The organism is Methanobrevibacter wolinii SH (assembly GCF_000621965.1).
Classification (GTDB): Archaea; Methanobacteriota; Methanobacteria; order Methanobacteriales; family Methanobacteriaceae; genus Methanarmilla; species Methanarmilla wolinii.
This window is the reverse complement of sequence record NZ_KK211380.1, coordinates 1-26,519: the sequence shown is the minus strand read 5'-3', so window position 1 is coordinate 26,519 and position 26,519 is coordinate 1. Positions and strand designations below refer to the sequence as shown.

At 23.9% G+C, this 26,519-nt stretch carries 23 protein-coding genes and 2 pseudogenes; 3 read left to right on the top strand and 22 right to left on the bottom strand.

What is annotated here, in order from left to right; translation table 11 throughout:
• The first annotated feature begins 14 nt into the window (after positions 1–14).
• Positions 15–341 (top strand): hypothetical protein, encoded by a 327-nt coding sequence (locus T523_RS08550; RefSeq protein WP_042708566.1) that lies wholly within the window; start codon positions 15–17, stop codon positions 339–341.
• A gap of 240 nt (positions 342–581) precedes the next feature.
• On the opposite strand, the gene T523_RS08545 is transcribed toward T523_RS08550, so the two are convergent.
• The 20 genes from T523_RS08545 to T523_RS08450 form a co-directional block, all read right to left on the bottom strand.
• The gene (locus T523_RS08545) at positions 582–1,106 is read right to left on the bottom strand and encodes a DUF2284 domain-containing protein (protein ID WP_052334712.1); all 525 of its coding nucleotides are present in this window, start codon (positions 1,104–1,106) and stop codon (positions 582–584) included.
• 172 nt (positions 1,107–1,278) lie between these two features.
• Positions 1,279–1,854, bottom strand: a complete 576-nt coding sequence (locus tag T523_RS08540; protein ID WP_042708565.1) for a manganese efflux pump MntP — start codon at positions 1,852–1,854, stop codon at positions 1,279–1,281.
• Positions 1,855–1,871: 17 nt separating this feature from the next.
• Complete coding sequence (locus T523_RS08535) at positions 1,872–2,555, bottom strand: hypothetical protein (RefSeq protein WP_042708564.1); 684 nt, start codon at positions 2,553–2,555, stop codon at positions 1,872–1,874.
• Between the two features lie 24 nt (positions 2,556–2,579).
• Complete coding sequence (aroE, locus tag T523_RS08530; protein ID WP_042708562.1) at positions 2,580–3,437, bottom strand: shikimate dehydrogenase; 858 nt, start codon at positions 3,435–3,437, stop codon at positions 2,580–2,582.
• A gap of 15 nt (positions 3,438–3,452) precedes the next feature.
• A complete protein-coding gene (locus T523_RS08525) occupies positions 3,453–4,214 on the bottom strand; it encodes a sugar phosphate isomerase/epimerase family protein (RefSeq protein ID WP_042708561.1) in 762 nt (253 codons plus the stop codon).
• A gap of 308 nt (positions 4,215–4,522) precedes the next feature.
• A complete protein-coding gene (locus T523_RS08520; RefSeq protein WP_042708560.1) occupies positions 4,523–6,379 on the bottom strand; it encodes a PINc/VapC family ATPase in 1,857 nt (618 codons plus the stop codon).
• Positions 6,380–6,405: 26 nt separating this feature from the next.
• Positions 6,406–6,816, bottom strand: coding sequence for a phosphoribosyl-AMP cyclohydrolase (gene hisI, locus T523_RS08515; RefSeq protein WP_042708559.1), 411 nt, complete (start codon positions 6,814–6,816; stop codon positions 6,406–6,408).
• A 174-nt stretch (positions 6,817–6,990) separates the two neighbouring features.
• Positions 6,991–8,286, bottom strand: a complete 1,296-nt coding sequence (hisS, locus tag T523_RS08510; RefSeq protein WP_042708558.1) for a histidine--tRNA ligase — start codon at positions 8,284–8,286, stop codon at positions 6,991–6,993.
• 340 nt (positions 8,287–8,626) lie between these two features.
• Positions 8,627–9,085, bottom strand: a complete 459-nt coding sequence (locus T523_RS08505; RefSeq protein ID WP_042708557.1) for an ACT domain-containing protein — start codon at positions 9,083–9,085, stop codon at positions 8,627–8,629.
• 12 nt (positions 9,086–9,097) lie between these two features.
• Positions 9,098–10,402, bottom strand: coding sequence for a phenylacetate--CoA ligase family protein (locus tag T523_RS08500; protein WP_042708556.1), 1,305 nt, complete (start codon positions 10,400–10,402; stop codon positions 9,098–9,100).
• Between the two features lie 290 nt (positions 10,403–10,692).
• Positions 10,693–11,208, bottom strand: coding sequence for a ferritin (locus T523_RS08495; RefSeq protein WP_042708555.1), 516 nt, complete (start codon positions 11,206–11,208; stop codon positions 10,693–10,695).
• 122 nt (positions 11,209–11,330) lie between these two features.
• A complete protein-coding gene (locus T523_RS08490; RefSeq protein ID WP_042708554.1) occupies positions 11,331–11,465 on the bottom strand; it encodes a rubredoxin in 135 nt (44 codons plus the stop codon).
• A gap of 11 nt (positions 11,466–11,476) precedes the next feature.
• Positions 11,477–11,635: a rubredoxin gene (locus T523_RS08485; protein WP_042708553.1), complete on the bottom strand. Its 159-nt coding sequence runs from the start codon at positions 11,633–11,635 to the stop codon at positions 11,477–11,479.
• A 317-nt stretch (positions 11,636–11,952) separates the two neighbouring features.
• Entirely contained in the window at positions 11,953–12,357 is a 405-nt protein-coding gene (locus T523_RS08480; RefSeq protein WP_042708552.1) for a universal stress protein, read from the bottom strand.
• A gap of 7 nt (positions 12,358–12,364) precedes the next feature.
• Positions 12,365–14,086 (bottom strand): ABC transporter ATP-binding protein, encoded by a 1,722-nt coding sequence (locus T523_RS08475; protein ID WP_042708551.1) that lies wholly within the window; start codon positions 14,084–14,086, stop codon positions 12,365–12,367.
• A 595-nt stretch (positions 14,087–14,681) separates the two neighbouring features.
• A complete protein-coding gene (locus T523_RS08470; protein WP_042708550.1) occupies positions 14,682–14,987 on the bottom strand; it encodes a hypothetical protein in 306 nt (101 codons plus the stop codon).
• 23 nt (positions 14,988–15,010) lie between these two features.
• Positions 15,011–16,144, bottom strand: coding sequence for a 5-amino-6-(D-ribitylamino)uracil--L-tyrosine 4-hydroxyphenyl transferase CofH (cofH, locus tag T523_RS08465; RefSeq protein WP_042708549.1), 1,134 nt, complete (start codon positions 16,142–16,144; stop codon positions 15,011–15,013).
• A gap of 627 nt (positions 16,145–16,771) precedes the next feature.
• Entirely contained in the window at positions 16,772–16,969 is a 198-nt protein-coding gene (locus T523_RS08460; protein ID WP_042708548.1) for a hypothetical protein, read from the bottom strand.
• Positions 16,970–16,973: 4 nt separating this feature from the next.
• Positions 16,974–17,411 carry a molybdenum cofactor biosynthesis protein MoaE gene (locus T523_RS08455; RefSeq protein WP_042708547.1) on the bottom strand — a complete coding sequence of 146 codons (438 nt, stop codon included), beginning with the start codon at positions 17,409–17,411 and terminating at the stop codon, positions 16,974–16,976.
• A gap of 275 nt (positions 17,412–17,686) precedes the next feature.
• On the bottom strand, positions 17,687–18,220 hold the full coding sequence (locus T523_RS08450) for a nicotinamide-nucleotide adenylyltransferase (protein ID WP_042708546.1): 534 nt from the start codon (positions 18,218–18,220) through the stop codon (positions 17,687–17,689).
• 374 nt (positions 18,221–18,594) lie between these two features.
• Between T523_RS08450 and T523_RS08910 the strand changes: the two are divergent.
• Positions 18,595–19,643: pseudogene (locus tag T523_RS08910) on the top strand (transposase).
• 434 nt (positions 19,644–20,077) lie between these two features.
• Here T523_RS08910 and T523_RS09090 read toward each other — a convergent pair.
• Together T523_RS09090 and T523_RS08440 are read right to left on the bottom strand one after the other, a co-directional pair.
• Positions 20,078–20,248 (bottom strand): hypothetical protein, encoded by a 171-nt coding sequence (locus tag T523_RS09090; protein WP_156929625.1) that lies wholly within the window; start codon positions 20,246–20,248, stop codon positions 20,078–20,080.
• 168 nt (positions 20,249–20,416) lie between these two features.
• Positions 20,417–24,670, bottom strand: coding sequence for a hypothetical protein (locus T523_RS08440; RefSeq protein ID WP_042708544.1), 4,254 nt, complete (start codon positions 24,668–24,670; stop codon positions 20,417–20,419).
• Positions 24,671–25,173: 503 nt separating this feature from the next.
• On the opposite strand from T523_RS08440, the pseudogene T523_RS08810 reads away from it, so the two are divergent.
• Positions 25,174–26,230: pseudogene (locus T523_RS08810) on the top strand (transposase).
• Positions 26,231–26,519: the final 289 nt, after the last annotated feature.

Below are 26,519 nucleotides of genomic sequence, written 5' to 3'. Positions count from 1 at the left end.
ACATAATGAGGTTAATGGTTATGGAAACTGTTCGTGAAGTGCTTAAAAGATTCAATTTAAATATAGATTTATCTGATGAACTTTTAAATCTTAAAGTTAGAGGAGGATATAAAACATATGAAATTGAATACTTTGATGATGCAGTATCTGATGATGACGTAAAATATGTATTCATTTCAGATAGACAAATTCATGACAATGGATCATATATTGCTTCAATGGAGATTACTTCATTTGGTAAAATGGCTACTGTTGGAGATTATATTCAACCAAATTTAGATATGCCCCCTATAGGACAAATTTATGATTACCAAGGTAATCCTGGACGTATAATAGGTTAATATCTTTTTTATATTGTTTCATTTGGAATTTTAGTTTCAAAAAAATTGATTATGTAAGAAGTGATTAAATTTTCTATAAATCTATTTTTTACCAACACAGCAAATAATAATAAAAAATCTAATTTTACTAAGATACAAAAACTAATTATCTATAAATTAAATTACCTATATACTAATTTTACTAAAACTAAATAAACTAAAATTATAAAAAAATTTTAAAGAAAAGGTTTATAAATTAAATTACTCTAATAAAATTAAACCATAACAAAAATAGCTATTATTTTTCTCATCAATACCTAATATATCATAACCATTATTTTCAATAGTTTTATGAACATCAATACCACAAGCTTCCATTGCTGGACGAGCTTCTTTAGGGTGGATACATTCTTTAAGATTACATTCATCACAAAGAAGACATGGACCTGCACCTAAACCAAATGCTTTATAATAACCTAATCTACAACATTCTTCTTCAATTTCTGCTGAGATTTTACTAATTCCACCAACATTATCAATAAAACATAAACTTACTTGAAATAAAATAGCTTTATCATATGAAGATACCATATTTAACATTTCTTCTGCTTTAGGTGCATATGGTGGACAGGTTAATGTTTTACCATAATCAGGACAACCATATTGGCATTTTAATCTAGTCCAAGGTTGAATAACAATAGAATCAGTGTCTATTAATTTTAATTCTATTTCTTTATAATTATCTGTAACTTTTTTTAGTTTTAAACATAAATCATTAAAATCCATATTATCACAATAAAAATATTTATTTATTATTAAGAAACTTATAAAATAGATTATATAATTATAAATTCTTATGTAAAAGAATATAAAAACTTTTATCTTATTAATATTAATAAAATCTTTTTTAAATAGCTAAAAGGTTTAAATCTAAATATTCAAATAATAGCTAAAAGACTTAAAAATTAATTAAACCTAAACCTTCAAATAATATTTTAAATCCAAGAAATATAAGTACAATACCACCAAGGATTTCAAATTTATCTCCAAAGTAATCTCCAATTTTTTTACCTAAAAATATACCAAATATAGTAAATCCAAAAGCAACTATACCAATAATAATAGTTGGAATTAAAACATCTTGTTTTAACACTGCATAAGTTATACCTACTGCAAATGCATCAATACTTGTAGCTATTGCAAGTAAAGTAAGTTCACTAAATGAAAAACTATCTTCAATTTTACTTTCATCATCATAATCTGATGATAAACTTTCTCTTATCATATTTGCACCAATTAAAAACAGAAGTATAAATGCAATCCATGGTGCAAATGTTGATACAAGCCATTGTAATTGAATACCTGCAGTCCATCCAATAATAGGCATTAATGCTTGAAAACCTCCAAAGAATAGACCATACCATAATATTTGCTTAATAGTAATATTCTTTAATGTAAAACCTTTTGTTAAAGATACACTAAATGCATCCATTGCAAGAGCAATTGCAATAAGTAATGTTGCTATAAAATCCATATTATCACAGATTAAATTTATTTTTTCTGATTTTCTTCAAGATATTCAACAGATGCAAGTATATTTGGTTTATATTGAGCTACAGTATCATCTAAAAATTCTAAGAATTCTTCTGCAACATCATTATAATTATTAGAAACTACATCTTCATCTAAAAAGTCATTTATTTGAGAGTTTGAAACTTTAATAAGTGGATAAATATAATTTTCTTTTTTCCTTGGGAAATTAATACCATTACCACTGAAAATTTCAGATATTATAGAATGTACTTCTGTATCTAAAGTCTTATTTGAGGTAATTAAATCATAATCTTCTTTTTCATCAAATATTAAACTTATACCATATTTTCTTGTATATGGTTCAAGTATAATTGGAATTAATGGATTTGCATCTTTTGGTATTAAAACTTTAACTTTAGGTTTGATAGAAGATGCAAGTTCTCTTGATGCATTTGTAGCTATTTCTTGAAATAAAGAAGATCTTATAACCTTAAAATCTGAAAAATGTTTTTCAAATGTAGTTTGTCTTCTTCTTGAGAATTTTGAAAAACGAAGATTATTTATATAGATTTTATTTGGCATATAAGATATGAATCTTGTATCAACACCAATATCACTTAAATATCTTAAAATATCCCTCTTTGAATTTCCAAAATCTTCTTCTTCAACAGGTATATTAAAGTCAAATAAAAAGTTTTCCATATAATCACATTAAATAATTAATATCTAAAATTCCTCAACACCAGATGCTTTTAATATAACTTCTTCCATGACTTTAATATTAGCATCAATTCCAGTCCATATTTTAAAACTTTCAACACCTTGATATAAAAACATTTTAATACCAGATACACAGGTAGCTCCAATCTTTTTAGCTTCTTTAAGTATTCCAGTTTCAAGTGGTGTATAAACTATATCAAATACACACATTTCATTATTCATTTGTTGAGCATAAATTAATGGTTCATCATTAATATGTGGATACATTCCATTTGGAGTTGTATTAATTATAATATCTGTATCTTTAAGATATTTATCAGAATTATATTGTAAATCATAGCCAATTTCATAGTCTGTTTTATTTGAAATATCCTCTGCAAGTACTTTTCCTCTATTAACATGTCTATTTAATATTGTAATTGAATTAACATCTTCTTCACATAAAGCATAAGAAATAGCACGTGAAGCACCACCTGCACCTAATACTAATACATCTTTATTTTTAATATTTACTTTCTCTTTTAATGCAGACATTGCACCTATAGCATCAGTATTATATCCTTTTGCAATACCCTCTGAGAATTTAATTGTATTTACTGCACCTATTTTTTCTGCTAAAGGATCTATTTCATCAAGATATTTAATAACTTCAATTTTATGTGGAATCGTAACATTTAATCCTTTAATATTTAATGCTTTTGCTCCACTAATAAGATTATTAATGTTTTCTTTCTTAACATGGAATGGAACATATGCATAGTTAAGGTTTAATGATTCAATATTAGCATTATGCATTAATGGAGATAAACTATGTCCTACAGGATCTCCAACTATTCCAAAAAGTAGAGTATTACCATCAATCATATTTTTATACCTCAACTAAATATTAGCTGTTTTTTCATATTCTCTTAATTTTTTAACACTTCTTTTAATAGAATCTACTTTATTTACTTCTACCATGTATATTCCATCATATTTATTTTTCTCAAAAGTATCAAGTAATGTTTTAAAATCAACATTACCATCACCAATTGACATGTGAGAATCATCATCTCCTAAATTATCATGGACATGTATGTGTTTAATAAGAGGAGAATACATTTCATTAGCAGTATATCCTGCAGTATTTGCATGACCAATATCAAGACACATTGACATACCTAAATCATATAAAAGATTAGTAATATCTTCAAGATTTGTATATGTAAAACCTTGAATTAATGGCATATTCTCAATTACTGCATTAACACCTAAATCATCAGCATACTTCCCAATCTCAGAAATTGCATCAATATTTAATTTATCAATTTTATCTTCAAGACCTTGACCTAAAAAAGGTATATGACCCGGATGTACAACTACAATATTAACATCTAAACTATTTGCTAAATCAAGAGAATGTTTAATTTCATTAATAGAAGCTTCTCTAATAGAAGGATTTAAAGAACAGATATTCATATCAATTATTGGAGAATGAATAGTATATTTAAGATTAAAAGAATTTAAAATCTCAGTATCCATATCTCTTAATGGATAATCATGTAATAATTCAACATATTCAATATTATTATCTTCATAAAATCCTAAACAATTGTATAAACCATATTTAAATACAGCAAGAGTTGAAGCACCTATTTTCATATTATCATCTTATTTTAATTTATATACTCACTAAATAATAGTTAAAATCATAACTAAATAAACCTAAAGAAGTTAATCTACTAATTAACCTAAACAAGTTAAAACTACTTATTAACTAAATAAACTTAAACAAGTTAACACATCAATTAACTAAATAAACCTAGAAGTTAATTTATTAACCAAATAAACCTTAACAAGTTAATTTACTAATAACTAAATAAACCTTAACAAGTTAATCTACTTATTAACCAAACAAACCCAAACAAGTTAAAACTACTTATTAACTAAATAAACTTAAACAAGTTAATTTAAAAATCTTTATAAACTGCAGTTATAGGAAATCCAAAGTCAATAGCATCAAGTATAGTTTCACCTAAATCAAGAGTTTTTCTAATTTTAATTTCACCATGTTTACTTACAGTACCTGTAAATAAATATTTACCATTTACAAGAATATCAAAAGATCTACCAACATTTTCTTTACCAAAATGGAAAATAATATGTTTTTTAGTAATTGAATACTCAACTTGGAATGGTTCTTCTTTAATTAAATCTTCAAGAGATTCCATACCAATACTTATACCAATATCTCTTTCAATATCTGCAATACGTTTACCATTTTTACCAATGATTTTTGGGATATACTTTTCATCAACATAGATATTTACTCTATCAGGAGATATAATATCTGCATAGATATTTGCACCAGGAACATAGTGTTTCATTCTACGAATAATTTCTCTTTCAGCTATTTTCTCAACAGGAGTTTTATCATTATCATCTGTAGAATTATCAATTAAATCCATATCCATAACAATGGTCTGTTCACCATAAGTATAAATTTCATTTTTAAGTTCACCCGTTTCAAAGTCACGTACCTCAATTACAGGACGAGCAAGATCAGATTCAACCATACCACTTGGAACTTTAATTGTTAAACGATTTTCATATACAGTTTTAACTTGACCATCTTCTATAAAGATTGTAGTATCAACAACACTAGGTATTATACCAAGTTCTATTCTATTTGCAATTCTTTGTATTCCATCAATTGGTCTTGTTGCATGTACAACACCAATCATACCTACACCTGCAAGACGCATATCTGCAAAGATTGAGAAATCATAAGATTTTCTAAGTTCATCATATATTGTAAAGTCAGGTCTTACAAGAAGAAGGATATCTGCAGTCTTCTCCATATCTCCTTCTAAAGGTGCATATTGGGTTATCTCATTAGAGACTTGTAAATCTCTTGGAGACTCCATAGTTTTAACAACTTTACCATTATCTTTATAGAATTCTGCTACAGCCTGAGCAAATGTAGATTTACCTGCACCCGGTTCACCAGATATTAATATACCTTCAGCATTATTTTTTAATCTTTCCATTAATTTATCACTTAAATTATAATCATCAAGTGAAACATCAGCAATAGGTCTTACAACAGTTATTTCCATAGCTTCAGAAAATGGAGGCATTGCAATTGAAATTCTATATTCTCCAGATTGTACAACCATTGCTCCTTCTAAATCTGCTTCAAGATATGTTTTAGGGTCATATCTTTCTTTTTCAAGAATTTCTTCTGCAATATTCCCTAACTCTTTATAGGTGATTTTTTCATTAGAAAACTTTTCAAGTTTAATATGTCCAGGCATACCTTTTTTTACATATGGTTCTACATTTTCTTTAAGATGAACTGACATTGTTAAATCATCAAAATATTTAGATATAGATAATTCCATATTTCCTTTAAATTTCTGTTTATAATATTTTACAGGAATTCCTAATGCTTTAGCAGTTTCTGCTTGAATTTTATCACTTGTAATTAAAATACCTAATTCAGTATTTGCAACATCACGAATCATAGCATCAATTTCACCAGTTTTAGCAAGTGATATTTCATAGTTAGATGGACGTTTACCAACAAAAGTAATTGAAATATCTCCATTATCTTCTAAAGATTGAAGTTTTTGAAGCTCATGTAATCCTGTAATTCCTGTAGGTCTTTTTTTATTTGCTTGGTATTCAAGCTCTGCAACTACTGCTTGTGGTATAATAATTTCTGGATAATCATATTCTTCAATAACTTTAGAAATAATTCCTTCAATAACAGCACTAGTATCTGGTACTAATCTTATTGATTCCTCTTCATATTCATAATCCATTTTAATTACCTTTATAAAAAAATTAACTATTTATACATATCTTTAGGATCAAACAATCTTTCTTGAATGATTTTAATATCATCATCAGATACATTATCAATATCTAAATTTTCAATATTATTAATTTCCCTAAAGAAACAAGATTTATATCCTTCATGACATGCTGCACCTACTTGATCTACTTTTAAAACAACAGTATCCGCATCACAATCAACATAAATCTCTTTAACATTCTGAATATTACCAGAACTTTCACCTTTCATCCATTGCTGATTTCTAGATGTACTATAATAATGTGCCTTTTTAGTTTTAATTGTATCTTCTAAAGCTTGTTTATTCATAAATGCAACCATTAAAACTTCATTAGTCTGATAATCCTGAGCTACAGCAATAATTAACTTTTCACCATTTTTTTCATGTCTAAAATTAAATTCCATAATATCCCTTTTTTTAATATAAATAAACTATTTAAATCATTATTATAGTTATATCACTTAATTAGTAATAAAATACTAGTTATAAACCACCTAATAAATAAAAAACATAAAATACTAGTTATAAATTACCAATTAAGAAAATAAATAATTGTAAACTAATTATTAAGAAAAAATTTACAATCTATCAAGAATATAATCAACAACATCTTTAATATCTACAAGTTCTTGATTTCCAGAATCCATATCTTTAACAGTAACTTGTCTATTTTGAACATCATTATTTCCTATAAGAATAGTGTATTTTACACCAAGTTTATTTGCATAACTTAATAATTTTTTGAATTTTTTACGTGATAAATCAATATCTGTTGCAATACCTGCACTACGTAATCTTTGACCAATATTATAAGAGATTTGTCTAGTTTCTTTTGATATTGGTGCAACAAAAACATCAACATTATTATTAGGTTCAGGTAATTTACCACAAGCTTCAATAGCATCCATTAATCTATCAAAACCAAATGCAAATCCAGTACTTACAACATCATCTCCACCAAAGAGTTTAATTAAACTGTAAGTTCCACCACCACAAACTTGTTTTTGACTACCTAATTCAGGTACATAAATCTCAAATACAATACCAATATAATAGTCAAGTCCACGTGCTACACCAAGATTAATCTTGTAATTATCTACACCAAAACTTTTAAGAGTATTAATTAAATCTTTTAATTCTGCAAGAGGTTCTAAACATTCATCAAATCCTCCAACTAAAGATTTAATATCATCATATATATCACTAGTACCAACCATATCAATTAATTCAAGAAGAATATTAGCAAGTTCCATATTATCAATGATTGCATCTTCACCAGTTAAAGCTTCTTTTAATAAATCTTTATCACCTTTATCAACAACAATCATAACTTCACGAGATTTATCTTGTGAAATACCATAATGAGCAAATAAACCACGAATAATACCTAAATGGTTAATATGAATCTCAGCAGTATCAATACCTAACTCTTCAATTGATTCATTAGCCATAGCAATAACTTCAGCTTCACCTTCTGGAGATTTAGCACCTATAAGTTCACAACCAAATTGCCAAAATTGTCTAAATCTTCCTTTTTGAGGTCTTTCATATCTGAAACAACTACCATAATAATAAAGTTTAATTGGTTTAGCTGTTTTTGATAATTCATTAAGATATAATCTTGCAATCGCTGCAGTAATTTCAGGTCTTAATGCAAGTTCTCTATCTGATTTATCCTTAAAATTATATAATTGATCTACAATTTCTTCTCCAGATTTAGTTGTAAATAATTTTAATTCTTCAAATAAAGGAGTATTAACTTCCCCATAACCATAATTTTCAAAAACATTTCTTAACTTGTTTTCTACTTGTTTTCTTTGTGACATTTCATCAAATAGAAAATCTCTAGTACCTCTTGGTCTTGTAAATTCCACGTGATTTCCTCCATAAATATGAAATAATTAATAATAAATATAATAAGTTAAATTTCTTCTACAAAATATTTATACATTAAAATTTTAGTATTTTAAACTTTATATAATTATTTATAAGGATAAAAAAAGAATTATTAAAAAAAATATAAAAAAATTAAATTTTAAATAAAATTTAATAATAAATTAAAAAATTAAAGTTTAAAATAAAAATAGACTCTTAAATCTAAATAAACTAAAAAATTAAAGTTTAAAATAAAAATAGACTCTTAAATCTAAATAAACTAAAAAATTAAAGTTTAAAATAAAAATAGACTCTTAAAACTAATAAAAAATTAGAAATTTATAAATGATATACCTCATCAGAAGGTACAATATAAATTTTATTTTCATCTAAAACATCAATAAGTAAATTTAAATCATGAGTACTTAAAAGTACTATAGCATTATCAGTTTTTTCATGAGTAAATGCATAAAGATAATCAAGATTTATATCATTATCATATAATACTTTTAAAATAGCAGATAAACCACCAGGAACATCATTTAATTCTACACCAATAGTTGGTGAAATTTTAAAAGTATAATTATTTTCTTCAAGTACTTTTTGACCTTTAGTAGGATTGTCAACAATTAATCTTAAAATACCAAATTCAGAGGTATCTGCAAGTGATAATGCCCTAATATTAATATCATTTTCTGCAAGTAAATTTAATACTCTATATAATTTACCTTTATTATTTGTTAAGAAAATTGAAAGTTGTTTCAATTTTAAATCTTCATAATTCTCTTTAAAATTCATTTAAATCACAATCTAATCATTAAAATTACGTTTATCAATAACTCTTACAGCTTTTGCTTCACTTCTTGGAATAGATTTAGGTTCTACAAGAGTAACTTTAACTTTAATTCCAATTTCATTTTGAATATAACTACCTATTTTTTTCTGAATTCCAAGCATTTCAGTTACATCATCACTAAATAAATCAGGAGAAGTTTCAACTTTAACTTCAATTTGATCAAGTGTATCTGGACGAGTAACAATAATTTGATAATGAGGTTCAGCTTCAGAAACTTTAAGAAGTGCTTTCTCAATTTGAGATGGGAATACTGCAACTCCTTTAACTTTAATCATATCATCTGTTCTTCCAGTGATTCTTTCCATCCTACAAAATGTTTTACCACATTTACATGGTTCATAATGTAAAGCAGTAACATCCTTAGTCCTAAATCTAATAATAGGCATACCTTCCCTTTGAAGGTTAGTTAATACAAGTTCACCTTTAGTACCTTCAGGTAAATGTTTACCAGTATTTGAATCAATAATTTCAGGATAATAAAAATCCTCAGCAATATGTAAACCATTTTGTTCTGTACATTCAATACCTACACCAGGACCCATCATTTCAGTAAGTCCATAAATATTATATGCAGGTACACCGAAAGTATCTTGAAGTCTTTGTCTCATTTCTTCAGTCCACATTTCTGAACCAAAACCAATGACTTTAAGACCTAAATCTCTAGGATCATAACCTTCTTCTTTAGCAACTTCTCCAATATATAATCCATAAGATGGAGTAACAACTAAACAAGTAGTATTAAAATCATTCATAAGTTCAACTTGACGACGTGTTTGACCTGTTGATATTGGTACAACTGTTGCACCTATTTTTTGTGCACCATAATGAATACCAAAACCACCAGTAAATAAACCATAACCATGAGTATTTTGAATTATATCTTCATCAGTTAATCCCCAATTAGTTAATCCTCTAGCCATAAGTTCAGACCAGTAATCTAAGTCTTTTTTAGTATATCCACTTACAACAGGTTTACCAGTAGTTCCACTTGAAGAATGAATTTCAAGAATTTTCTTTTTATCAACAGCAAACATTCCAAAGGGATAAGACTCCCTTAAATCATCTTTAGTAGTGAATGGAAGTTTTTCAATATCATCTAAGGTTTCAATATCCTCTGGAAACACTTCACATTCAGTATATTTTTTATGATAGTATGGAACATTATCAAATGCATATTTTACAATTTTTTGTAATTTTTTCAATTGCATTTCATTAATTTCATCTCTTTCCATACATTCGGCTTTTTCATCCCATAACATTATATAAAACCTTCATTATGATAAATTATCTTAAAAATTTTATTAATTTTATAAACTATTATATGTATATTTTTCTTAAATAAAATATTTAACTAATTTTTATATTAAATATTGAAAATTTTTATAAAAAAATATAAGATATAAAATATTTAACTAATTCTTAAAAATAAATTTTTATATATAATCTTAATTTTATATTAAAAAACTAAGTTATATAAAAAAAGTATAAAAAATATAATAAAAAACTAAAAAATAGACAAAATTAATAAAAAAAGAAAAAATAAAGAGATTTATTGATCTTCTGGAGCAAGTGGAGTATAAACTCTTGCACCAAATTCATTATTAAGATCATATAATACTTGAGGATTATCTTTAGCTATTTTAACTTTAGCTAAACAATCCATAGCATTTTCTTCTTCTTCTACTTGTTCATTTACATACCATTGTAAGAAATTATTAGTAGCATGATCTTTTTGTTCAATAGCTAAATCAACTAAATTATTAATTAAACTAGTTACATATTGTTCATGTTTTAAAACATGTTCCATTACTTCAAGGTTACTTTCCCATTCAGTTTTAGGACCTTCAATAGTAGTTAAAGTAACTTTTGCTCCTCTTCTAATAATATAATTATAGAATTTTATAGCATGATCTTGTTCTTCTTTAGCTTGAACTTCCATGTAATTAGCAAATCCTGGTAAATCATTATCATTAAAATAAGCAGCCATTGATAAGTATAAATAAGCTGAGTATAATTCTGCATTTAATTGTTCGTTTAAAGCTTTTTCCATAACTTCATTAACCATTATATCACCTGAAAATTATTTAAAAAATTAATAATTAAAAAAAGCTAGATTAGTAGTTTTTAAATTTTTATAATATTTAAGAAAAAATAAAAAGAATTGTAAAATTAATTAAATAATTTTAACTATTCTTCTACAAATTGATCTTTACCTACACCACAAACAGGGCATATGTAATCATCAGGTAAATCTGCGAAAGCAACACCTTCAACATCTTCATCATATCTGTATCCACAGACTTTACAAACATATACTGCCATATTATTCACCTCTAAATTTCTTTAAACATTTTTTTAGCTGCGCCACATAAAGGACATTTGAAACCTTCAGGAACATCTTCCCATGCAGTTCCAGGAGCTACATCTCTACGTTCTTCACCAGTTTCAGTATCATATATATAACCACAGACTTTACATTTATATTTTGCCATTTCTATGACCTCATTTTTTATACTTAATATTTTGTTTCATATGATATAAACATTTTTCTTTTCATATAAAACCAATATCATATATATTTATAATAAAATTATGATTTCTAAATAAATAAACTTATCCCTATTTATTAATAAATACTTAATAAAAAAATATAAAACCCTATTTTTCAAATAGAAAATAACTTATTTCTATTTTAAATAATAAAAATATCTTGATTTTAAAATATTAACTTTATGAGTTAATTAAAAAATATAAACTAATTTAAAATTAAACTTAAAATTAAATAAAAAAAAGATAATAAGTAAAATAATTATTTTACAAGTAATACTGGAACATCAGAAACCTCAAGAACTTTAGATGCAACACTACCAATATTCTTTTCATAATTAGTTTTATTATCTAAAGAATTCCCAAATTGTCCAATAACTACTAAGTCAGGATTAATCTTTTGAATCATAACCTTAAAATCATTAATAGGATCAGCTGTAATAATATGTTCAACTACTTTAAGATTATTTTCATGACCTTTTTCAGTAATACTATCAAGAACAACTCCACCTTGATCGTCACCATCATCATAAGACATTTTAAATGGGTCAATAATATATAATGCAGCAATATCAGCACCATATTTAGATGCAATATCTACACCAGTATCAATAGCTTTACTAGCAGTAGAAGAACCATCACTTGCAATTAATATTTTATTAAACATAATATCATCACTCTTCAAGTAAATAATCTGCATGACAGAAGTCAATAAAGTTTCTAACTAATTTATCCATATCACGACTATCATCAAGGATTTCACCATCATTCATAAATATACCTCTATTTGAAAGTTCTTTCATGAAATCAGTATTATGTGAAACCATTACAATAGTAATACCATATTCTTTACATAATTTTTTAAGAGAATTAGATACAATTCTTAATGTTTTAGGATCTAAATCACCAAATGGTTCATCTAAAAGTAAAATATCTGGTTTAGAAGCAAGAACAAGAGATAACATTGCACGTACTTTTTGACCACCAGATAATTCATATGAACGTCTATCAAGAACATCTAATGATAAATTAAGATGTTTAAATAAATCTGCAACAGTTTCTTTAACTGCTTTAGCAGGGAATTTAGGGAATAAATCATCAAGAATTTGAGGCATAATACCTACTTGTTCTAATCTACGTTTAGCTTCATCTTCAGTTAAATCTGTTAAAAGATATAAAGAATCTAATAATTCATCAGAAAGTCCTTCTTTTTTAGCTATTTTTTTAGCATCTTCTACAACTTTATTATTTTTATAACCTAATTTAACAGCAAGTTGGTCTCTGATTGTTGCATAATGTTGAAGAGCAAATTCTTGATACATAAATCCAACTTTACGTCTTACATCCATCCTATCTAAAGAAGGTTTATGAATATCTACCCATACTTCACCTGCATCATCCTTTTCAAGTTTATATGTAACATTACCATCATCAGGTTCATCTAAACCATCCATTATACGAAGAAGCACAGTTTTACCAGCACCACTTGGACCAAGTAAAGTTAAAATATCTCCTTTTTTAACTTCAAAATTAATATCCTCCATTTCTAAGCTAACACCTGCTTGAAGAACATAGAATTCTTGTTTAATATCATTAACTTTAATAATAGATTCATCACTTGCTTCAAGATCAATATCAACAACAGGTTCCATATCACTTAAAAAACTCTCAGTAATACTGTTTACATCATCACTAATTTCAACTATTTCACCATTATCCATTAATACAACACGATCTGCAAGATATTTTTGTACTTCAGGTAAATGAGAAACAACTACAACAGTAACACCTAATTCTTTATTGATTTTTTTAACAGCATCTAAAATTTCTTGTTTTGTTCTAGGGCAAGCCATAGTAGCAGGTTCATCAAGAAGTAAAAGTTTTGGTTTTTTAGCTAATTGTCTTCCCATAATAAGTCTTTGTTTTTCACCACCACTTAATACAAGAGAAGAATATTTTTGTTTGTCTTTAAGACCAACAAGTTCTAAAATTTTGTCTGTTTCTTCACCAAATTCTTCTTCAGCTTCTTTTAAATTAGTTGAAGCTTCATCACCATATTTAGCACCATAAAATTTTCTTAAGATATTTTCTCTACAAGAAGCAGGCCATAAACCAAAATTTCTTTGTAAATGAATTGCAGTAACCTTTTTAAGCTGATTATAATAATATTGACTATCAGAAGCATTAACAACAACATCATCAACAATTACTTTTCCTTCATCAAATTTTTCAACACCTCTAAGACATCTTAAAAGAGTTGTCTTACCAGAACCACTAGTACCAATAATACCTAAAATTTCTCCTTCTTTAATCTCAAGGTTAATATCTTTGATTCCAATTATTTCATTTCCATCAGATAATTTATAAGTTTTAGATAAATTTTCTACTTTAAACATTTTATAACCGCTTGAAATTTAATAAATATCCTAAAAAAGGAATTTTTAAAAAATAAAAATGAATTAAAACTATTTTAATTTAAGTTAATTCATAAGATATTAATTGTAATATAATAATTTAAATATATATTTTAATACTTTTATAATTTGTTTAATTCTTATAAATAAAACATTAATTTCTCTAGGTATATAAAAATTAAATAATTAAAAAAATATAATACATAAAAATAAATATTGTTAAAATTCTTAAATTTATTATAAATTTATTCATAATATACTAATTAAAATTTTAATCTTTTAAAATCATTTAAACTAAAAGTTAAAAGCCAAACCATATTAAACTAAAACAAAAACTAAAATTTAAAAAATAAATCATATTAACTCATTTAAACTAAAAGCTAAAATTAAAAATAGATAAATCTTAAACAATAATAAAATCATCTAAACTTAAAAGTCCAAATAAATCCTAAAAAACTTAATAAAGTTTTCAAGAATCTTAAAAACTAAAATATTAGTCTATAAAGTAATAATATAAATTATTAATGAGATTATATAAAATCAGAAAATAAAAGCTATAATAAAAGATAATAAGTAATTATAATCTTACAAACTCAATACGAATTGTTTTAAAAAGTTTTAAAAGATTATTATCTCTTGAGAAATTATAGATTTTATCTTTTATATAAAAACTACTATCTTTTTCTTCAGATTCATCCATAGAATCAGGTACTTCTATTTGAAAAACATTAGTAAAATTAATATCATCAGAGTCCACTTTAAATTTAACATTACCAAAATGATATTCTTTAGATAATAATTCAAGTTCATCTAAAATCATTTTTAATGGATCATCATTTTCAACAATAACTACCTCAGATTCTATATCCTCATCATTAACCATAATATCACTAAATTTTTATTTAATTAAATATCTAATTTATTCTGATTAATTTCAAAAAATTCTGTATATTTAGTATTTCTTTCAATAGGAGTTCTACCAAGAGCATTAATTAATTTTACAAGATCAACAATAGAAGCATCTACCCCATCAGGAGCACCACTAGCCTCAGATAACTCATCTCCACCAAGAGTTCCACCTAAATCATTTGCTCCTGCAAGAAGAGAAACTTGTGCAAATCTAAAACCCATTTTTACCCAAGATACTTGAATATTTGGAATTAAATCCCTAAACATTAATCTTGCAACAGCATAAAGTTTTAAATCTTCAATTCCAGTTGCACCAAGATTTTTATGTTGTTCTAAGAAGATTGGTGAATATTGTTGCATAAAAGTCATTGGAATAAACTCTGTAAAACCATGAGTTTTTTCTTGAACTTTTCTTAATATATCTAATGTTTCAACACGTTCTGCAACAGTTTCAACATGTCCATACATCATTGTTGCTGAACCAACAAGTCCTTGTTTATGAGCTGATTCAACAACTTCTACCCATTCTTTAGTAGTTACCTTTTTAGGACAGATAATTTTTCTTGATCTATCAGTTAAAATTTCTGCAGCAGTACCTGGAAGACTATCTAAACCAGCTTTTTTAAGTACTTTAAAACCTTCATCTAATGACATTTCAGAAACTTTACATGCATCAAAAACCATAGTTGGTGAAAAACCATGAATCATAACATTTGGGAATTCACCTTTAAGAAGTTTACATAAATGTGCATAATAATCAATATCTGCTTCAGGTAAAACACCACCCATTACACAAAACTCACGAGCTCCATTATCAACAGCATTTTGAGCTTTTGCTAAAATTTTATCATCATCTAAAATATAAGCTTCTGGATCATCTCTATCTTTACCAAATGCACAAAATCCACATCTGATTTTACAAACATTTGTAAAATTAATATTACAATTATTAATAAAAGAAACTTTATCACCAACAATTTCATGCCTTAAACTATCAGCAGTTCCAAGTAAATAGAAAACTTCATGGCCTTTTAAATTCATCAAATAATTTGCATCTTCAACAGACAATGGTTCATCCCATGCATTGCCTAAAATATTCTTTGTCTTAGTACTTATATCAAATGATTTCATATTTTGTATTAATTAATTAAACATTTATAAATGTTTCTATATATTGTTCAAAATTAGGGAAGTTCCGATTAAACAAAAATGAAAGATATATAATAAATATTATACAATATGATTTATAAAACTGTTTAAAATTTTTATAAAAAAAAATTATTTTATTTAAAAAATTTAATTAAAATAAAAAAAATAACTTTTTATAAAAAGATTTTTATCCAAATGACAAATGTTTAATTTTAAACAATAAGATTAAAAATAAAAATAAAAATCAAATAAATAAAAATTCAATATTAAAATTCAGTCAAATGTTCAAAAAAGCCAAATGAGGGACTAAACAAACACCAAAAATAATTAAATAGAAAATATAAATTTTATTAAAATCTATAAAAAATAAAATAAATAATAAAAAATCATAAAAATAAAACACTAATCGATTAAATTTTAGTAAAAAATCCTATAACAAAAAACAAAACACTAATCAACTAAACATCAATAAAAAAAAATCCCATAATAAAACAAATAAAAACAATAAAAAAACACAAAAACAAATAAAAAATTCTATAATAAAAAAAGAAAACACCAATTAACTAATAAAAGATATTATTTAAAAAAATAGATTTAAAAATAATAGGATTAAATTATTGAAGATAATCCAATTATTATTAAATTAAAGAAATTATAACCTAATAACAGGGAGCAAAAGTGGAATAATAAATATAAAACAATTAATACAAATGCAATTTTAAATAAAAATGCAATACTTTCAATAAGAAAATATAAAACTAATATTATTAATGCTATTACAATTAAACCAACAATAAACCCCATCATAAATTTATCCTCCAGCTAATATAGTTTTAGATCCTTGATTGGAAATTTCTTCTTTTTCAAAATCAATATCAAATTTAACTCTTTCAATAGTATCAATTAAAGCCTCATAAGATTTTTGTCTATGAGGTCCAAGAATTGCAACAATAAAAAGACTATCACCAGTATAAAATTCACCTATATAATGAATAATATTAACTTCAAAAACTCCAAATTTTGTTTTTACATCTTCAGCGATTTCATTCATTTCTTTTTCAGCTTTTTCAATATCTGGAGTTTTAAGTATTAATTTATCTACTTTTTTACCAGGTTCTTTACCTCTTACAATTCCTTCAAATGTAAATATTGCACCTGCTTCATCTACTTTTTTAGATTTTTTAATATCGTCAATTAAATCAGCAGAACTTACAACATCATCATCTTTTTTAATTATACGTACTACCATATAAAAATCACTCCATTTTATAATCTATTCTTTATATAATATAATAATATAACTATAGTTATATAAATATTTTATTTAAAAAATCATATAAAAATATAAGAAATTTTAAGTAAATTAATAAATAAACTAAAAAAATTTATATTAAAATATTTAAATTAATATGAATCTATTAAGATATTTTATTTAAAAATTTAACTTTAAAATTCAATATTTTTTAAATTAGAAACAAAATATATCATAAATTTTAAGAATCTCAATAATATGAGTATAAAAAATTATCTTTCACTAAGTTCTTTTTTAGCAAGATGTCTAATTCTATTTATACCATCAATTTCATTAATTAATTCAATAGTTTTTTTAGGTACAAGTTCTTGCCAATTTCCACCATTAATCATTCTTTTTCTAACTTCTGTTCCAGATAATAAAGTCCTATTAAATAAAGGAGGTGCTTTTACTTCAAAATCTTCTTCATAAAATAACCTTTGTACTAAAGGATTACCTGAAAAAACTATAGAAAATGGTGGTGTCATCATTTTAACATATGATACCCATATAGCATTAGTATAAATATCTTCCATAGGTATAATATAATATCTAGATGAATCTACACCTTCATCTGCTAAAGCTTGTTCAATCATTAATACTCTTTCACCAGCAGTGAAAGGATTAGTTACTGTGTGTGATTCTTGAGCACTACCAACACCAATAATAACCTCATCAACCTCTTCAAGTGTTTTTAAAATAACCTGAACATGTCCTTTATGAATAGGTTGCATCCTACCAATGAGTAAACCTCTTTTAACTGTCATTTTAAATTCCTCATTTTTATTTAATATTTGATAATATTATATTATAATAATTTATATTTTAATTTCAAGTATTAAAAATTTTTATATATAATCTTAATTTTATATTAAATAATTAAAAAAAATATTAAAAATTTTTACATATAATCCTAAATTTATATCAAGTATTTAAAAAATTAAAATTTTAAACATTTTAGGGGGCCTGAATTTTTGACTTGTTTTTGAGGCCTAATTTTTCTTATTTTCATAAGTTTTAATTATGGTATATTCTTGTTTTGTAATAATACAATTGTAAAATTAGTAATTTAATAAAAAAAGGTCATTTAAACCAATAAATCTAAATAATAAATGCAACAAATATATATTTGGCGAAAAAAATGTTCCACAATTTAAATCTTGATAAAAACGACCCAAACTATATTATGTTAGACAAAATATTTAAAATTATTGGTTCTAGAAAATCAAAACAAATATTTTCATCTAATGGGTTTAAAAACCTTAAAAAATTAGATACAGTAATCAAAACACAATTTATAAGTATATTTTTCGATTTACCACTTGATTTTATTGTAAAAAACCTTAAAAACAAAGAAGAACTAAAAAAATAATTTAAAATAAATCAAATTTTAGAAGCTCAAGAAATCTACGATTACTTCCAAAGAAACTCTGTAGAAAATTATGCAAATGCTGTAAACAGTGCATTAAAAGCTTTCTGTAACTATAAAAAAGAGAAAAAAGGACTTTCATTGTTGATGCAACACCAATAAACTTAGATTTCAATTTTAACCGTAAAAAAACAATCCAAAGAAAAACTAAGAAAAATGGATCTTAAATGGAGCTATTCTTCCTCTAAAGGATTTTATATTGGATTTAAAGCAACATTCATACTTGATTACGATTCTATAACTCCCGTTGCAATTTTATTCCATTCTGGCGCACCCAACGATGCAAAACTTTTTGAAGAAATAATAAAATAATTAAACAGAAGACATATAATAAGAAAACAAGACACATTAATCTTTGATAAAAGATATTACAGTCTCACAAACTACCAAATCAAAATAAGCAAATACCAGATTGTCCCGTTAATTTTCCCGAAAAAATTTCTAAACATAAAACACCCTGATGATATTTTAAGCTACTCATTAAACATATTTAAAAATAAAAAAGATTTAAACAAAAATAAAAGACTTTTTAAAACAATTAAAAAAAGAATTAATCAACAAACTAATAAATTGGAAACATTACAAACATATAAAATGTAAAATCGAAGACTATTTCAAACTACTTAAAAATTCACTAGAAAAAAGAAAAATACACAAATTTACACCAAAATCAGTAAAAAAACCATATATATGTATTATTAGGAACACTACTTGTACAAAACTCCAATACATCAAAAACAGGCCTACAAAAACTCTCATAAATGTGAAAAATTCAAGCCTAAAATATTTATATTGTTGAAATTCTTATAATTTTTAAAATAAACTTTATCAAATTTGATTTTAAAGCACAATACCCCTAAATTGTTATAAAAAATAAAATTTCAATATACTCAAAATTTTTACAATAAAAAAAACTATTATAAAAATAAAATATTAATTATATCTAATTATAAAGTATTATATTTAATATAAATTCCAATATATACCATTTAAATATAATTTTATGGTAACATGTTAATTTCATCTTTAAAAATTATTGCAAAAAATAAAAAGATAAGTAAAAAAATAATAATATATTCATAATGTTTTTTCTGTAATTTTTTAAGATCCGCTGAATAATATGTTCCAAAACCAAATAAATAAAGAAATATAAAAAATACAACCCAAAAATTCATAACCAATCATCCCTAAAAAATCAACAATAAAGAATATAAAGAATCAACATCATTAATACACAAATAATTATAGTATATTCATTAATTCTTTCTGAATCCTTTTCATTATTAAAAGCAGAAACTCTACTAGCAATTTGAACAGTAATTGTAATATATAAAAAAAATAATACTATAATATATTTAAATATCATAACTATTCCTCATTATTAAGTTAAAATATCTGCTGTAAAACTCACTTCTTTACTTACAATATAACTTTTCGTGATTTCTTTAATAATTCTTTTCTTGTTTTCACCAATAACTTTATTCTTTGTATATTTATAATAACCTTTAGCTAAACCTAATTTTTCAACATTAACTTATATGTCTCTTTTTATTTCTGATTGAATACATTTAATAGATTTAATTATACTTTTTGTTTTAACAAATTTATTAATAAAATTATACTCCGAACCTAAATCATATGCGTTTAACCCCATAGATATTCCAAATTCTACTGCATTATGCTGTGTAAGATTAACACTTATTTTTTTACTATTTTTATCAATATTAATCAAACCAGAACTATATGCAGTACAAATTGTACCTACTGCTAATAATGGAATACCTACAACCGCACCAGCACCAGATGAAGTCATTATTAAACCTGCATTAACCATAAAACCACCAACAATACCAGAAAGTGTTCTAGAATTAGAAACATTATTATAAAGATAATTTATAATATTATTTGATCTAAAATTTTTTATTTTTGAATAAAATTGGTTGTAGATTTTTGAGTATATATTATGTATTTCTGAGTTTATTATATTTTTTAAATTACTTACTATTTTTGATGATTTTAAAAAATTGAAGAGACCTAAAATCATCCCCCCATTTAATTTATATTTCTTGTTTAATTGATTAATAATTATGTATGAACCATATCCCCCATATTCTGTAAAAGTGAGATAAGAAGAATTGTCAGATAAACCAAAATATGTAACATTATCCTTATTATTTAAATAAAAATCTTCTCCATTAATTAAGCCCAATATGATTTCATTTACTGCACATGTAGAATTATCTCCATTTAAACTCATTATATATTCTTCTAATACACTGGTTATATAAGAAATTTTATTTAATCCTTGTTTTATATTATAATAATCATGACTGTAAAATGCAGATGTCCAATTCCAGATACTAATACTTCTCCCTTTTACTGAAAGGTATGATTCAATTAGGTAATAATAATTATCTTTGTCCCATTTTATATTATATTCTTCTGAGATTTCATTGAAAGATTTAATCATTAACCAATTATAAGCAAGATTACCTAAATATAATTCATATACAACCTTATTTACTCCTGTATAATTGTTTGCATTATCAGTTACATTTTTCATTAAATTGTCATTAATAAGAACTCCTGTATTAATAAATATACTTTCAATAGCTTCATACCCTAATTTATTTGTCCAATTAGCTTTATTAAATTTATATTTGTTAGCTACACCCCCATAAGATAAAAGAATATAATTTATATTTTCATACATGAAATCAAAAATATTATAGTTTCCATAATTATTTAAAAATGTTGAAGAAGCAACTGGTTGATAATTAATATACCATGTACTTGAATTGAATTTCATATTTAAATTATTATTTAAGTAAGTTTGAGTCGTGCTTGTATAAATTTCAGAGCTAAAGAACATTGAAGCAATTTTATTATTACCATAATAAAAATTTACATTACAAATATTTTTATTTGAATATTTTCCACCATTATAAATAACATTTAAACTGTAAAGTTTGTCTTTATTGTATGCAAGATATCTGATAAATATGTTTGCTCCATTTGAATATATTAAAAATCCAATACTTGTAATAATTGAACTATTTTTAATTTCTATAATATTATTAGTATTAGTTAGTGAAAAGAAATAATATTTATTAATTTTTAAATTATTTGCACCAGATTCAGTATAACCATAAGTGTATTTATATAATTTATTGTTTTTATAAAATCCAATTAAACGACCATAAGGAACAGTTAAATTCTTAATTACATCTTTTCCTTTAATAAATACATGAAATTCATCTTTTTCTTTAGAGGTTATATTTATTGTGTAAATTAAATTAGGTTTGTAATATGCATCAATTTTAAATTCTGCAGTTATAGGTGAATATATTTCATTACCTTCAAATTTACATATAACTTTGTAAATATTAGGGTTATTCATATTAATTTGTAGTTTAAATGTCCCATTTTCATTTGTAATTCTTGAATAAGTTGTTGTGACATTTTTATTAATAAATAATATGTTTAAAGGCACATTTTCAATAGGATTTCCAAACTGATCAGTTAATATTCCAACAAAATATTCCCCCTTACTATGAATAATTAAATTTTTACTATGTATATATGTAAGAATTGTTCCATCAGTAATAATTTTTAAATTAAATATTTTTGAGGAATTCAAATAATTATCATTACCCATATAATATACTGATACATAATAATTTCCTGAATTAAAATTTGAAGTAGGTATTTGAATTTCACCATTATTATCAGTGTTTATTGTTAAATTTTTAATAAGGTTAAGATTTTGGCTTAATATTTTACAGATAATAGTTTTATTAACTAAATTGCATTTATCAGAGTATAATTTAATGTTTAAATTTCTATTTCCATTTTTAACAGTTAAATCATTACCTTCAAAGAATGTTTTATCCTTAATATTTAAAGTAAAATTATAATTTAATGGATTATATGTTTCATCACCATTAAATGTAAAATTAAGAATATTTTGTCCTATTGGTAATGTTTCATTGAATTTTATATATCCTAAATCATCTGATTTTAGTGTATAATTTTTATTGTTTATATTTAATGTTATAGTGTGATTTGCCACTGGAAATCCATCATTATTTACCATATAAAGAATCAGATTATTATCAAATGGTAATATATCATTTTTAATTAATAATAAAATATTTGATTTTAGAATTTTTATTGAATAATTAGCTGTTGATGTTTTAAATAATTTATCTCCATTAAATATAATGGTTAAATTATATAATCCGGGATATAAATTTAAATTATAGTATATATCTCCCCAAAAATCTGTTGTATAATTAAAACATTCATTTCCAACTTTTAAATATAATATTTTGTTCTGTAATCCTCTACCATCATTATCCGTTATTCTTATTTTACCATAAACTGAACCATAATTGAATGTATAATTTTCAGAAATAATTTTAGTTTCTATTAAACCATTGTTGTAACCTGTATATGAACTATTAAAGTTACAAATATTTGTAAATCTGGAATCAAAATTATAATCATCATTAAATTCATAATAAATACTATCTGTATAATTAACACCAATATTTTCAATATAAATTTTTGATGGTAAAAATGAACTTAAATTGTAAAAGGACAATATTTTTGAAAAACAAAATGTATATGTTTTAAAATCTATATTTGCATGTGTATAATTTGTTAAATAACTTGGAAGATAATTATTATCTTCAACAAAATCTACTAAAGTATTTACCATATGTATATAAGTATAATAACTTAATGTTTCATTATGAAATATATAATTATCATAAATCACAGCTTTATAAATATATGGTAAGTTTATTGTTTCATCTGTATTTTCATTATCATAGATTTGGTTTATGGTTTTTGCCATGAGATATGAGAATTCAAAAATGCTTAAATTTGTATCTGAAATAGTAATATTACTTGGTAATATGTGGTTTTTAAAAATAGTGTCTTTAAGTATGATTGCTGTGTTGATAATATCTTGTATTTTAAAAGATTTTGTAAAATTATTTATATAAATTGACCCATATGAAAATGTTGATGAATTTTCTAAATCATTACTACTATAATTTAAGTATATGTTATGATAGCCTGGACTTAATTTTAAGAAACAGTAGCATAACCCATGATTATCTGAGGTTAAATTAATTTTTTCCCCCTCACAATATAAATTTACTGTTTTATTTATTAATGGGTATCCTTGGTTGTCCATTAATTTAAAGTAGAATGGTTCATAGGGTGTTATGTTATCAGACACATCTATGAAGAATGGTATTCTTTTTAATATTGTTATAGTAATTTTTTTTGATGCTGGTGCATAAATTGATGTTCCTTCATATTTTATTGTTGCATTGTATGTATTTGGCCAAAGATTAATATCTAAACAAGCCATTCCCTCAGAGTTAATAGTTTTGTTATATGTTATTTCCTGTAAAGTAATAGTTATTTTCTGATTTACTAATGGATTACCATTATTATCATATAAATAAATATTTAAAGTATTATTATTATGAAAATATTTAACTAAATCATTAACAACAAGATTAACTGGAATTTTATCAATATTATTTTCATTTGATGAATTAAGATTATCTGATTTTAGAATTTCTTTAGAATTTCCTAAAATTAGTTTATCGTTATCTTCAGAATTATAACCATAATCCTCAATATCATTATCATTATTTTCATTGCTTTTTGTGATAATACTTTGATTTATATTATTTGTATTGTTTTGAATTATATCTGTGTGATTTATAGTAGTATTTGTATTATCTACTGCAGAGATTGAAGACATATTTAACCCTATAATAATCATAAACATAATCAAAAGAAAATATAAAATATAACTTTTTTTCATATTCCCAATATACTCCCCATTTAAAAAAAATATATGTGATAAATTGTTTAGAAAATTTAATATTTTAATAAACAAAAAATAATTATTTAATTTTATTTTTTAATCTAATTAAATTTCAATAAAGATTTATTCATATAAATATTTTTCATATGTTTTTTATGTTTAAATGTATATTTAACTAATATTTAAACTTTTTTTTAAAAAATAAAAACAAATATGAAATTTCAATAATAAAAGAAATTCAAATTATTAAATATTTTAGGGGCATGAATTTTTGACTTGTTTTTGAGGCCTAAATTTTCTTATTTTTATAGCTTTAATTATGGTATATTCTTGTTTTGTAATAATACAATTGTAAAATTAGTAATTTAATAAAAAAAGGTCATTTAAACCAATAAATTTAAATAATAAATGCAATAAATATATATTTGGCGAAAAAAATGTTGCACAATTTAAATCTTGATAAAAACGACCCAAACTATATTATGTTAGACAAAATATTTAAAAATATTGGTTCTAGAAAATCAAAACAAATATTTTCATCTAATGGATTTAAAAACCTTAAAAAATTAGATACAGTAATCAAAACACAATTCATAAGCATATTTTTCGATTTACCCCTTAATTTTATTGTAAAAAACCTTAAAAACAAAGAAGAACTAAAAAAATAATTTAAAATCAACCCGATTTTAGAAACTCAAGAAATCTACGATTACTTCCAAAGAAACTCCGTAAGAAATTATACAGATTCCGTAAATAGTGCATTAAAAGCTTTCTGTAACTATAAAAAAGAGAAAAAAGACTTTCATTGTTGATACAACACCAATAGACTTAAATTTCAATTTTAACCATAAAAAACAATCAAAAGAAAAACTAAGAAAAATGGATCTTAAATGGAGCTATTCTTCATCTAAAAGATTTTATATTGAATTTAAAACAACATTCATATTTGATTACAATTCTATGACTCCCGTTGCAATTTTATTCCATTCTGGCGAACCCAACGATACAAAACTTTTTGAAGAAATAATGAAAGAATTACGCAGAAGACGAATAATAAGAAAACAAGACACATTAATCTTTGATAAAGAATATTACAGTTTCATAAACTACCAAATAAGAATCAGCGAATACCAGATCGTCCCGCTAATTTTCCCAAAAAAATTTCTAAACATAAAACACCTTAATGATGTTTTAAGCTACTCATTAAACATATTTAAAAATAAAAAAGATTTAAACAAAAATAAAAGACTTTTTAAAAGATTAAAAAAAGAATTAATCAGTAAACTCATGAATTGGAAACATTACAAACCAATAAGAGGTAAAATTGAAGACTATTTCAAAGTACTTAAAAATTCATTAGAAATGAGAAAAATACACAAATTTACACCAAAATCAGTAGAAAAAACCCTATATTTATATGTATTATTAGGAACACTACTTGTACAGAACTCTGATACATCAAAAACAGGCTTACAAAAGCTCTCACAAATGTAAAAAAATTCAGGCCCCTAAATTTTTATATATAATCCTAATTTTATATCAAGTATTTAAAAAAATTAAAATTTTAAACATTTTATAAATAAAAAAATTAAATTTAAAATATCAAACTTATTGTATTTTAGATTAAACTTTAATAAATAAGTATTTATATTTAAAAGCACTAAATTCAATAAAAAAATAAATCCAATAAAACACTATAATTTCTAAAAATTTAAACAAAATTTAAGATTCAAAATTAAATCTAAGAAAACACTATAATTTCTAAAAATTTAAACAAAATTTA